This window comes from Roseateles sp. P2_H4 (assembly GCF_056403315.1).
In genome coordinates, this window is the sequence record NZ_JBFUFR010000007.1 from 157222 (window position 1) to 169451 (window position 12230).

Here is a 12230-nt window from a genome sequence, read left to right on the forward strand (position 1 = left end):
ATTTTAGCCTGTACGGCCCAACCAGGTCTCGAAGTCGGGCAGATCCATCGGTTTGGCCAGCAGATAACCCTGGATCAGGTCGCAGCCGCAGGCCGTGATGCAGGCCAGTTCGGCGGCGTTCTCCACGCCCTCGGCCGTCACGGTCAGGCCCAGGCCCTGGCCGACGCCGACGATGGATTTCAGCAGGGCCTGGCGGCGCGGGTCTCCGTCGACGTCCTGCACGAAGCTGCGGTCGATCTTGAGCTCATCCACCGGCAGGTGCTGCAGATAGGCGAGCGACGACTGCCCGGTGCCGAAGTCGTCGATGGCCAGGCTGACGCCCCAGGCCTTCAGCGCGTTCAGCACGGCGATGGGGTCGGTGCCGCTGGACATCAGGCCGGTTTCGGTCACTTCCAGCTGCAACTGCCCGGGGTCGACGCGGTATTCGGCCAGCAGGGCGGCGAGGCGGGCCGGCAGCGTCTGGTCCTGGATGTCCAGCGTCGAGATGTTGACGGCGATGCTCATGGGTTTGCGGCCCTCGGCCTCCCATGCGGCCAGCGTGCGCACGGCACGGGCCAGCATCCAGTCGGTGATCTGGCGGATGCGGCCGCTGCGCTCGGCGAAGGGCACGAAGTCGCCGGGCGGCAGCCAGCCGCGCTGCGGGTGTTGCCAGCGCACCAGGGCCTCGGCGCCGGTGATGCGGCCGGTCTTCAGGCAGCGCTTGGGCTGCAGGAACTGGCGCAGCTGGTCCTGCTGGATGGCGGTGGCGAGGTCGGACAGCAGGCTCAGGTGCAGGGCGCGCGCGGCCTCGGCGCTGGGGTTGAAGACGGCCACGTCCTGGCGCAGCCGCTTGGCCTCGAACATGGCCTGCTCGGCGCGGCGCAGCAGGGCCTCGGTGTCGGCGGCATGTTCGGGCCAGTGGGCCACGCCGAGGGACACGGACAGGTCCAGGGACTGGCCCTGCCAGCTGAGCTTGTGCTCGACCTCCTCGCGCAACTGGGCCGCGAGCGCGGTGCCGTGGTCCAGGCGCGCCACCGGGGCGAGGGCGGCGAAGGTGCCGCCGGCCAGGCGGCCATAGGCGGCCACGCCCTCGAACAGGCCTTCCAGCTTGGCCGCCGCGCCGCGCAGCAGCGCGTCACCGGCGTCGAAGCCCAGCACGCTGTTGACGGCCTTGAGGCGGTCCACGTCGATGCAGATCAGCACGGCCTGCTGCTCGCGCTCGGGCAGCTTGGCCAGCAGGCGGTCGCCGTCGGCGATGAAACGGGCGCGCTGCGGCAGGCCAGTCAGCAGGTCGATGTCGGCCAGGCGGCGCAACTCGGCCTCGCGCTCGCCGACGGCCTCGGCCATGGTGTTCATCGCGGCGGCCATGTGGCCGAGCTCGTCGGCCGAGTCGATCTCGATGCGGTGGCCGTACTGGCCCTGGGCGATCAGCTCGGCGCCGTCTTCGGCACGCTTGAGCGGGTTGACGATGGACCGCGTGACGCCCACGGCCAGCAAGGCGCCGGCAATCAGCGCGCCTATGCACAGGGCCAGCACGCGCGTGCGGTCGACGTCGATCTGGTCGCGCAGTTCGCGCGCCTGGGCGGTGCCGGCGCGCTCCTCGCTGGCCGCGAGCTGGTGGATGGCGCTGACGAAGAGGGACAGGGCGGATTCGGTGTCGCTGCCCAGCAGGGCCCGGGCGGCCTGGAAGTCGTCGCGCTCGATGAGGCTGCGCACGTCGACGTAGCTGGCGCGGTAGTCCGCCAGCCGCAGGCGTACCTCGGCCAGGCGCTCGCTGCGCGGCCCCGGCGGCAGCACCATGGCCAGGCGCTGCATCGCGTCGTCGAGCCGGTTGTTGGCGGAGGCGATCTCGGGATAGGCGCCCACGCGCAACTCGGCGTCGGGGCTCATCAGCACCAGCAGCTTGCGCGCGACGGCCTCGGCATTGCGGTTGATCTCGTTGACCGAGTCGCGGATGACGGCCTGGTCATCGACGATGCGGTTGAGCGCCTCCGACAGCCCCGTGAGCCGGTGCACCGACAGGGCCGCGAGGCCCATCAGCAGCAGCAGCAGCAGGCCGAAGGCCAGGCCCAGCCGGGTGCGGATGCGCAGCCGCCGCGACAGCCGGCTCAGGGGCCTGGTGGGGCTGCTCATGGGGTCGCCGGCACCTCGGGCGTCATGACTCGCTCCAGCGCGTCAGCAGCAGCCGTGCCGTGGCCACATTGGTGGCGCAGGGCACGTCGTGCACATCGCAGGCGCGCACCAGGGCATTGATGTCGGGTTCGTGCGGCTGGGGCGTCATCGGGTCGCGCAGGAAGATGACGCCGTCCAGCTCGCCCACGGCCAGCCGCGCGCCGATCTGCAGATCGCCCCCCATCGGGCCGCTAAGCACGCGTTCGATGGTCAGGCCATGGGCGGCGTTCAATCGCGTGCCCGTCGTGCCGGTCGCCATCAGCTGGCAGCGGCGCAGCAGCGGCAGGAAGTCGGCGGTCAGGGAGATCATGGCGTCCTTCTTGCCGTCGTGGGCGATCAAGGCGAGCTTCATGGTCGGGGAGGCGGTGAGTTCTGCAAAGGATTGACGTTACACGCAAGACGTGACGACGAACGCGCAAGACTTGGCACATTGCGTCATTGGCTGGACCTGTTACTGCACGTACCCGCCGTCGGCCTGCTGCCATGGTCTGGCAGCGGCCCCGGGCAGCATCGCCAATCTATCTCGCCAACGGTACAAACGCCATGAACTTCCGCCAGCTCCACCAGGGCCCCGAGCTCCTGAAGATCGCCAATGTCTGGGACGCCGGCAGTGCGGTCCTGGTGCAGGCACAGGGCGTGCCCGCCCTGGCCACGACCAGTGCCGGCCTGGCCTGGGCCCTGGGCTACCCGGATGGCAATCACCTGCCTGTCGCGGAGCATGCTGCGGCCCTGCGGCGCATCGCCCGTGTCGCGCGGGTGCCACTGTCGGCCGACAGCGAGGCCGGCTACAGCGATGACCCGGCCACGGTGGCCGACAACATCCTGAAGTTCGCCGAGGCCGGCGCCGTCGGCATCAACCTGGAGGACGGGGCTGACGCGCCCGCCCTGCTGTGCCGCAAGATCGAAGCCATCAAGGCCGCCGCGGCCCGGGCCGGCGTGGATGTCTTCATCAATGCACGTTGCGACGTCTGGCTGAAGAACCTCGCGCCGGGCCGCGCCGTCGAAGAAGTGCTGCTGCGCGCGCGTGACTACGCGGCGGCCGGCGCCGACGGCCTGTTCGCCCCCGGCGTGACGACGGTGGCCGACATCCAGGCCCTGGTGGGCGGCCAGCCCCTGCCCTTGAACGTGATGGCGCGGCCGGCCTTGCCCGGCCTGGACGAGCTGCAGCGCCTGGGCGTGCGCCGCATTTCGGCCGGCAGCGCCATCGCCGAGGCGGCCTGGGGCCGGGCGCAGCGGGCGGCGGCGGGTTTCCTCGAGCATGGCGCGGGCACCGAGCTGTTCGACGGCGCCGCGCCCTATCCGCAGATCAACGGCGCTTTGGCTTCGGTTCAAGGCTGAAGCGACACGCGCAGCTGCAGCTCGCGCTCCGGCCGGCCGGCCGCATCGGCGCTGCTCAAGGTCCCCCGCGGCGCCGGCGGGGCGGTGCTGCCGCTGCGCGCCACGGTCTGCCAGCGCTCCAGCGGCAACTGCAGCGTCGACTGGAAGGCGCTGTCCCCTGTGTCGATGTCGAACTCGACCTGCACCGGCGCCCTGCCGCCGGGCCAGGTGGGCGTGACGGCGAAGCTCTGCGTCGTGCGGCGCTCGCCGCTGCGCGGGCTGGCGTAGACGCGCTGCGGGTTGCGGGAGGCCGGGTCGAGCTGGACGACGGCGTCCACCCATTGCAGCGGCTCGCGCGTGGTCAGCCGGGTGGCGGCGCGTTGGCCGTTCTGCACCAGCACGCGCTGAACCGGCTGGGGCGCTGACTGCACGGTCGATGTGACCACGCCGGGGCCGCGTGGCGACACCGTGCCGGCTGTACCGACGACGACGGCGCCATCGCGCACGCCAGCCTGGGCGGCGGGCGGCAGGTTGCTGTCCACCCAGCGCCACTCGACGACCAAGGCGACGGCCGGCGGTGCCGCGGCGGCAGACAACGGCAGCAGGCTCAACAGCAGGGCGCGGCGCTCCATGCGTCCAAGCTTAGTCCTTGATCGGGCGGAGGCTGGCCGGCAAAAGCCGCGCTCCGAACAGGTTGATCGCCAGACCGGCCAGCACCAGCGCCGCGGCGATCAGCTTCCAGGACGGCAGCGGCTCACCGAGCAACAGGCTGGCCGAGCCCATGCCGAACACCGGCACCAGCAAGGCCATGGGCACGATGCGCCCGGCCGGGTGGCGGGCCAGCAGCCAGCTCCAGACCCCATAGCCGAACAGCGTGTTGCCGATGGACTGCCACAGCACCGCCGCCCAGGTGCCGGCGTCGGACGCGGCCAGGCCGGCGGCCACCTGCGCCGGCCCGTCGACCAGCAGGGCCAGCAGGATCAGCGGCGGCAGTGCGAAGGCGCTGCTCCAGACCACATAGGCCAGCATGTCGATGCGGCCGGCGCGCTGCGTCAGCAGGTTGGCGCAGGCCCAGGACAGGGCCGCCGCCAGCACCATGCCCAGGCCCAGGGCCGTCGTCGCGCCATCGGTATGCGAGGCGATGACGATGACGCCGCCCGCGGCGAGGGCCAGGCCCAGCCAGGTCGACGCCGCCACGCGTTCGCCGCGCAGGCCGACCGCCAGCAGCAGCGTGAAGAAGACCTGGGTCTGCACCACCAGCGAGGCCAGGCCCGGCGAGATCTGGCTGCGCATGGCCAGGTAGAGCAGGCCGAACTGCCCCACGCCGATGAGGACGCCGTAGCCGCCCAGGTTGCGCCAGCCCACCTCGGGTCGGCGCAGGAAGAAGCAGGCCGGCACGAAGGCGAAGCCGAAGCGCAGCGCCGCCAGCGTCATCGGCGGCAGCGTGTGCAGGGCGTACTTGATGACGACGAAGTTGCTGCCCCAGATCGCCACGACGGCCAGGGCGAGCAGGAAGTGGCGCAGGGGCAGGGGAGGGTGCATGGCCCCAGTCTAGGCAGAACGGGCTTCTACAATTTTTTGCATGGAATTCCTGGTTCCCGCCAGCGCGCTTGCCGCTCTCGAATCCGCCGCTGAGTCCGGTGACGCCGAGGCGCGGGTCGCGCTCGCCTGGCAAATGCGCCAGCGTGATGGCGGGCGCGCGCTGGCCCTGTGCGAGCAGGCCGAGCCCGGCCTGGCGGGGCCGCTGTTGGCCCGGCTGGCGCTGACCCGCTGCGAGATCGCCGCGCTGCAAGGCCGCTTCGACGCCGCCGAGAGCCTGCTGGCCCAGGCGCGCGCCGGCGACCCTGCGCTGGAGGGCGATGCGCTGCTGGCCGAGGCCTGCGTGGCCAAGGCACGTGGCCAGCGTGAACGCGAGATGGACGCCCATGCCCGCGCCGCCGCCTGCCATGCACGCGGTGCCGACCCACGCCGCCAGGCCGTCGCCCAGGCCTGGCTGGCCTATGAGCGCAGCTTCGCCAACCCTGCCGACGCGGCCGATGCTGTCGCCGACCCCGCAGCCGCGGCCTTTGTCGACGCGGCCCTGGCCTTGCCGCTGTCGCGCCGCGACCCGGCGCGCGCGGCCGAGCTCTTCCTGCGCGCCGCCGATACGGCCCGCCACTGGGGCCTGCTGCGCCATGCCCTGGTCTGCACCATCAATGCCGGCACGGCCCTGCAGGGCCTGGGCGAGTTCGACCGCGCCGCCGCCTGCTACGACCAGGCGACGCTCGACTCACGCGCAGCCGGCTGGCCGGCACTGATAGGCGCCTGCGAGACGCGGCTGGGCGCGCTGCTCAAAGAGATCGGGCGGCTCGACGAGGCCCTGGTGCTGCTCGGCGATGCGCTCGCTTCACTGGCGAGCGTGCCGCCCGGCATCAACAAGGCCAATGCCTGTGCCGAGCTGGCCCAGACCCTGCTGGCCCTGGGCCGCGGCGTCGAGGCCGTCGGTCCCATGGCCGAGGCCATCGCGATGTATCGCGTGGCGCGTTCGACCGACAACCTGACCGTCAATCTGCTGGGACTGGCGCGGGCGCTGTCGGCGGCCGGGCAGATCGAGGCGGCCCAGCAGGCCCTGGTCGAGGCCGAGCAGCTCATCAACCGGCATGGCTTCAATGCCCTCGTCATCGGCGTGCAGGAGGTGCTGACCGAGATGCACCGCCGCCACCCGCGCCTGCCGCCCCCGCCCGGCCTGGCCCTGCCGAACGCGGCCCTGCATCATGGCGAGGCGACGCTGGCCGAGGGGCTCAAGATCGCCGGATGGAAGGCGCCGGCGTCCCTGCATGTCGCGCTGGCCGAGGACTGGGCGGCGGTGGGCGACATGGCCCGCGCCTATGGCCATGCCCGCCAGGCCCTGGCCTTGAAGGACGGCGAGGCCGAGCGCATGCGCCTGAGCCAGACGCCGGCGGCCCTGCGCCGCGGTCCGGTGCCCATGCGGGCCGGCGCGACGGCGGCCGAGCGCCTGCTCAGCCCCAAGGAGCGCGAAGTGCTGGTGCTGGTGGCACGCGGCTATGCGAACAAGGAGATCGCCACCGCGCTGGCGGTCAGCGACGAGACCGTCAAATCCCACCTGAAGAAGATCTACGCCAAGCTCGAGGCCGGCTCACGCAAGCATGCGGTGACACGCGCGCGCGCCCTGGGCGTCATCGGCGTCGCGGGTTGACGAGCTGAGGGAATCTCCTCCCCGCGCTCGCGGGTCCCCCGCCGCGGGGGATGGGCGGGGTCGGGAGGCGGCCGCACAGTGGCCTCACCCCGGACAGGACGACCACGAACCCGGGCCGGCGGCATGAGCGCGGGCCCTGGGTTGGCGGAGCGCTGTCCGCCCGCAAACCCAACCGCTTTTCGCCATGAACCGAGAACCCTTCTCCGCGCTGCGGCGCCTGGCCCTGCTGGGCGGCCTGGCCGCCTTGCTGGCGCCGGCCGCCCACGCCACCCAGCTGGTGCACCAGAACCTCAAGCAGATGATCGCGACCGCTGATGTCATCGTCAGCGGCGATGTCGCCAAGATCAGCGACGGCTTCGACCGCGGCGTGCCCTTCACGGAGGTCACGCTCAAGGTCAAGGGCAGCGTGAAGCGCGAGCTGGCGACGGACAGCAGCTACCGCTTTCGCCAGTACGGCCTGCTGAAGAACCGCCGCATGGCCGATGGCAAATACCTGCTGGCCACGCGTATCGAGGGCCTGCCGGGCTGGACGGTCGGCGAGAAGGTCACCGTCTTCATGAACAAGCCCTCGGCGCGTACCGGGCTGACCAGCCCTGTGGGCCTGGCCCAGGGCAAGCTGACCGGCAGCGGCGCCAAGCTGGCCAATGCCTTCGACAACCGCGGTCTGTTCCAGGGCATGAGCGTGGACCCCGCGGTGCTGAGCCCGCTGGAGGCCGAGATGCTGACCCGCAACAGCGGCGCCGTCGACGGTGGCGTGCTGAACCAATTGGTCAAGCGCGCGGTGCGCGAAGACTGGATCGCCAAGGGAGTGATGCGCTGATGAACGCCTTCCTCAAATTCCCGCTGGCCGCGCTGTTCGCGGCGGCATCCCTGGCCCAGGCCGCCGGCCCGTTGCTGCTGACCGAGCACCCGCGCAACCCGCAGCCGCTGCGCTGGGACACGAGCAAGCCCATCCCCGTCTACACCGACATCGGTCCGCTGACCTACCGCGACAACGGCACGGAGTTCCTCAGCAACGCCCAGGCCGACAAGATCACCGCCTTCGCGCTGAAGCAGTGGAGCGATGTGCCGACGTCGATGTGGAAGGCCGTCACCGACCCGGCCAAGTTCAAGAAGTTCAGCCAGCTCGCCGGCGTGGGCGTGGACGTGAAGGACGGCGAGACCGCCAAGCGCGTCTATGGCCAGGCGCTGGAGGGCGGCATCTACGTCATCTACGACCAGCGCGGCCAGGTCATCGAGGAGTATTTCGGCGTGCCCAAGGACCAGGTGCTGGGCATCGCCTTCGCCGAGATCGCCGAGGACCGCGACGGCGACGGCTACCCCGAGACCATCGTCAAGGCCACGGCGGTCATGAACGGCTATGTCGTGCCGCACGAGCCGATCCCTGCCGACCAGCCCTGGATGCCGCCGCCCGATGTGGACGGCAAGCGCATTGCCGGCGTGTTCACGCACGAGTTCGGCCACGCCATCAACCTGTCGCACTCGCAGGTCAACGGCACCATGGCCTATTTCAGCCACCCCTATTACTACGAAGCTTTTCCCGGTGTGCCGGGCTGCGTGCCGGCCCTGCATTCCTGGCGTGACGACGACCCGGCGGCGAAGAAGATCGACCCGAAGTACATCGAGACGATGTTCCCCTTCATCGACCCGACCTACCCCGACGCCAACGGCCGCAATGCCGGCTATGAGCAGAGCACGGTGGACCGCAGCGACGACATGGCGGCCATCTCGGACCTCTACCCGAGCGCGACCTATCTGAAGACGCGCGGCTCCGTGGCCGGCACGCTGTTCCTGAAGGACGGCCGCACGCCCTATGGCGGCATCAACATCGTCGCCCGCAACATCGCCGACCCGCTGGGCGACGCGATCTCGGCGATGAGTGGCGACAAGACGCAGGGCCTGGTCGGCCCCGATGGGCGCTTTCGCATCAACAACCTGAAGCCGGGGCAGAAGTACCTGCTCTATCTGGAAGAGATCGTCGCCGGCGGCTATCCGACGACGCCGACCGCCCTGGTCTCGGAAGCCGAGTACTGGAACAGCAACGAGCAGTCCAACGCGGCCAACGACCGCGCCTGCACGGCCAGCGCGATCACGGCCGAGGCCGGCGTGACCAAGACGGCCAACTTCTACTTCAATGGCTACAAGGACGGCGTGCAGTACACCCCGGTCGTCTACGGCTTCCTGGGCAGCATGTCCAAGGACGGCGAGCGCGCGGCCGGCTGGATCGACAACAAGCCCTTTGTCTGGGACGCCAAGAACGGCGTGACCTGGGCGCCGGACGGCGTCGTCGGCGTCAACACCAGCATCACCCGCGACGGCCGCAAGCTCATCGTGCAGGCCGACCTGGATGGCCGCATCATCGGCACCGACGGCGAGGGTCAGCCCATCCGGACCAACTCGGCCACGATCTGGGACACCCGCACCGGCGGCCTGACCGACCTGGGCAGCCTCAACCGCGACCGCTGCGGCGGCAGCAGCCAGATCGGTGTCAGCAGCAGCTATGGCTGGGCGCTCGACGCCACCGCCCGCACGGCGGTGGGCACGGCCTATGTGGACCGTAACGGCGATGGCTCATGCGAAGGCGGCTGGTCCGGCGACGCCACCATCGGCGGCGAGGTCATTCCCTTCATCTGGACGGCGGGCCGCGGCATGCGCGTGCTGAGCCTGGAGGGCGTGGACCTGAGCGCCGAGCCCTGGCACCGGGCGCATGCGGTGTCCTCCGACGGCCGCGTGGTACTGGGCAACAGCAACTTCATGAAGGCCTATGCCTGGGTCGATGAGGGCAAGCCCGTCGATCTCTACAAGGCCATCGGCGCCATCGACGGCTATGCGATGACACCTGATGCCAGCCGCGTGGCGCTGAACACCGAGCGTGACGGCGTCGTGTTCTGGAACGCCAACAAGGGCAGCAGGCTCAGCGCCTTCAGCAAGTTCAAGCAGATGCAGTGGTGCGTGGACATGCCGCTGCTGGGCCTGGACATCAGCTGCGAGAGCGAAGGTGCCGCGTCCATCCAGCAGCAGTTCGGTGCCATCCCCGTGCAGGTGGCCGACATCAGCGACGACGGCAAGATGATGATCGGCTCGGCCGGCGTCTGGTTCAGCGGCCTGCGCGGCGTCATGTGGCTGGAGGACATCGGCTGGATCCAGCTCGGCGACTTCTTCCGCACCCAGGGCGTGGCCGAGGCCTACCGTTATGGCCTGGACGGCCCGGCGTCGATGAATGCGGCGGGCAACGAGATCGTCGGCGGCATCCCGGGCTACCCGATGAGCTGGTATGTCGACCTGAAGAAGGCCTTCGTCTGCAAGCACGGCAACTCGACCGAGGTCAGCTTCCCGGGCGAGTTCGTCGACGAGGTCAAGCGCGGTGCCCGCATGGGCCGCTGCGAGCATCTGCGGCTGGCGGGGCACTGATTCGCTTCAGTTAGCCATTCCGCATTCGCGGCACCCGCGATGCATGTAGTTTGCGGGCCGAGCGCCGGGCCGCTCCCAAGCCGGCCCGCCTTGGGCGATGTGCTTGCGGCTCAATGCCGCAAGCATTGCCGTCCCCTCGGGGGCTGAGGCCGGACACATGGCGCCCAGTGGGCGGCATGTGCCTGCCGAAGAGCTGCGGCTCATGCCGCAGCGCGGTCTGCAAGACCGACTGGGCTTGACGGCGTTCAGCGCGGCAAGACTGGGCGAGGGGCGCCCTTTCACTTCAGTCGATGCAGGTGCGGTTGCGGCCCTCGGCCTTGGCCTTGTAGAGCAGCTGGTCGGCGCGCTCCAGCGTCTGGGCCAGCGTCTCGCTGCGGCGGTGGCCGGTCAGGCCGATGGAGACCGTGATCGCCACCTGCTTGCCCTCGCCAATGCCGATGCGCAGCGCGGCGGTCTGCTGACGCAACCTCTCCATGCCGGCCACGGCGGGCGGCATGGCGGTTTCGGGCAGCAGCACGAGGAATTCCTCGCCGCCCCAGCGGGCCAGCACATCGGTGCCGCGCAGGGCGGTCTGGCCACCCTGGGCGAAGGCCCGCAGCACGGCGTCGCCGGCGGCGTGGCCGTGTTCGTCGTTGACGCGCTTGAAATGGTCGAGGTCGACGATGGCGATACAGAAATCGTGGTGGTGGCGCAGCGAGCGCAGCAGCTCCTGGTCCATCAGCGCCTGCATCTGACGGCGGTTGGGCAGGCCGGTCAGCTCGTCGCGCGTGGCGATGGCCTGCAGCTGGGCGAGGGTCCGTGCCAGCTCCTCACGCTGCTCGGCCAGGCGCCGGCGGATGTGGCCCAGCCGCGTCGTCAACACGGCGCCGGCAGGCAACACGCAGGCCAGCATCATGAAATGGCCCAGTTCCACGGCCGGTGGGTAGTGCACGGGGTCCACCCAGGCCATGACGCCCATGACGAGACCGAACACGAGCAGCGCATAGACGCTCATCGCGTGGGCATTGCGCGTGCGCAACTGGAACATGCCGAACATCAGGGTCAGCATCAGCGCCAGGAAGCAGGCGCCACGCAGGGCGCCGGCCTGGGCATAGGCCAGGGCGGCAGCGGCAATGGCAAAGGCGATCTGCTCGCGCGTCAGTGACGGGTCTGCAAAGCGCAAGGACCAGCCGCTGCGGATGGCGGCATAGACCAGCACCAGGCCGCCCAGCGACACCACCGTCCAGGGCCACAGCCACGGGCCAGGGGGGCGGCCGCCGACATGCACCGCGTAATGCAGCATGGCGACGCTGATCCCCATCAGCGCCACGGCGAGCAGGTTCTGGCGCAGCCGCAGGCGCTGGGCCGGGTCGCTGCCCAGCCACAGGTCGACGAGGTGCGACACGGCCATCACGCAAGCCTAACGCGGCCAAAGGTGGCGGGGCCTGGTTTTTCATGGGCTTACGTCACGCACCGCTCGTCTCAGCCGCCCAGGTGCCCCAGCGGCAGCACGCCGCTGGCCTTGACCTCACCCAGCGAGAAGCTGGTGTGGATGTCTTTCACGTTGGGCAGGTTCAGCAGCGTGTCGATGGAGAAGCGCGAGAAGGCGTCCAGGTCGGTGGCCATGACCTGCAGCTCGAAGGTGCCGGCACCGGAGATGTAGTGGCAGGCGATGACCTCGGGCAGCTGGCGGATGGCGTCTTCCAGCGGCTTGGTGGCGGCACCCGCGCTGCGCTCGGCGTCCACGCGCACAAAGGCCAGCACGCCCAGGCCGAGCTTGCGACGGTCGATCTCGGCGCGGTAGCCGGTGATATAGCCCTGGTCCTCCAGCCACTTGACGCGCCGCCAGGTGGGCGCGGCCGACAGGCCGATGCGCTGGGCCAGCTCGGCGTTGGACAGGCGGGCGTCGGCCTGCAGCTCGGCCAGGATGGCGATGTGGTGGCGGTCGAGGGCTTCTGGGGTGGCTTCTTCGGAGCTCATGGTTTGCCCTGATCGGTGAAGTGGCGATGAGATTTGAACAAATTCCGCCTGCCGAAGAAAGATTATTGCCAATCGAATGGATTTCGAGCGCAATTGAGAAAGCACTGCTCGCCCCCATTTCCCTACACTGATCGGTCCGGCCATACTGGCCCATGGCCCGCGCGGCCGCCTCACAAGGGCAGGTCGAACGGGTCGC

10 protein-coding genes are annotated in these 12230 nt (G+C 70.2%); 4 read left to right on the forward strand and 6 right to left on the reverse strand.

Annotated features, from left to right (window positions below):
* Window positions 1-3: 3 nt before the first annotated feature.
* Complete coding sequence (locus AC1DW3_RS07835; protein ID WP_477930221.1) at window positions 4-2112, reverse strand: putative bifunctional diguanylate cyclase/phosphodiesterase; 2109 nt, start codon at window positions 2110-2112, stop codon at window positions 4-6.
* A 22-nt stretch (window positions 2113-2134) separates the two neighbouring features.
* Window positions 2135-2503 (reverse strand): methylglyoxal synthase, encoded by a 369-nt coding sequence (locus tag AC1DW3_RS07840; protein ID WP_477930222.1) that lies wholly within the window; start codon window positions 2501-2503, stop codon window positions 2135-2137.
* A gap of 191 nt (window positions 2504-2694) precedes the next feature.
* Between AC1DW3_RS07840 and AC1DW3_RS07845 the strand changes: the two genes are divergently transcribed.
* Window positions 2695-3489: an isocitrate lyase/PEP mutase family protein gene (locus tag AC1DW3_RS07845; protein ID WP_477930224.1), complete on the forward strand. Its 795-nt coding sequence runs from the start codon at window positions 2695-2697 to the stop codon at window positions 3487-3489.
* Here AC1DW3_RS07845 and AC1DW3_RS07850 read toward each other — a convergent pair.
* Together AC1DW3_RS07850 and AC1DW3_RS07855 are read right to left on the reverse strand one after the other, a co-directional pair.
* Window positions 3480-4100 (reverse strand): hypothetical protein, encoded by a 621-nt coding sequence (locus tag AC1DW3_RS07850; RefSeq protein ID WP_477930226.1) that lies wholly within the window; start codon window positions 4098-4100, stop codon window positions 3480-3482. The genes AC1DW3_RS07845 and AC1DW3_RS07850 overlap by 10 nt on opposite strands.
* A gap of 10 nt (window positions 4101-4110) precedes the next feature.
* Entirely contained in the window at window positions 4111-4998 is an 888-nt protein-coding gene (locus AC1DW3_RS07855) for an EamA family transporter (protein WP_477930278.1), read from the reverse strand.
* Between the two features lie 52 nt (window positions 4999-5050).
* Between AC1DW3_RS07855 and AC1DW3_RS07860 the strand changes: the two genes are divergently transcribed.
* From AC1DW3_RS07860 to AC1DW3_RS07870, 3 genes are all read left to right on the forward strand, one after another.
* On the forward strand, window positions 5051-6664 hold the full coding sequence (locus tag AC1DW3_RS07860) for a response regulator transcription factor (protein ID WP_477930228.1): 1614 nt from the start codon (window positions 5051-5053) through the stop codon (window positions 6662-6664).
* A 184-nt stretch (window positions 6665-6848) separates the two neighbouring features.
* Window positions 6849-7484 carry a hypothetical protein gene (locus tag AC1DW3_RS07865; protein ID WP_477930230.1) on the forward strand — a complete coding sequence of 212 codons (636 nt, stop codon included), beginning with the start codon at window positions 6849-6851 and terminating at the stop codon, window positions 7482-7484.
* Window positions 7484-10075, forward strand: a complete 2592-nt coding sequence (locus tag AC1DW3_RS07870) for a hypothetical protein (RefSeq protein WP_477930231.1) — start codon at window positions 7484-7486, stop codon at window positions 10073-10075. The genes AC1DW3_RS07865 and AC1DW3_RS07870 overlap by 1 nt, the downstream gene beginning before the upstream one ends.
* Before the next feature lie 283 nt (window positions 10076-10358).
* Here the strand turns inward: AC1DW3_RS07870 and AC1DW3_RS07875 are convergent, their stop codons facing one another.
* Window positions 10359-11465: a GGDEF domain-containing protein gene (locus AC1DW3_RS07875; RefSeq protein WP_477930233.1), complete on the reverse strand. Its 1107-nt coding sequence runs from the start codon at window positions 11463-11465 to the stop codon at window positions 10359-10361.
* A 71-nt stretch (window positions 11466-11536) separates the two neighbouring features.
* A complete protein-coding gene (locus tag AC1DW3_RS07880; protein ID WP_477930235.1) occupies window positions 11537-12034 on the reverse strand; it encodes an Lrp/AsnC family transcriptional regulator in 498 nt (165 codons plus the stop codon).
* Between the last annotated feature and the right edge of the window lie 196 nt (window positions 12035-12230).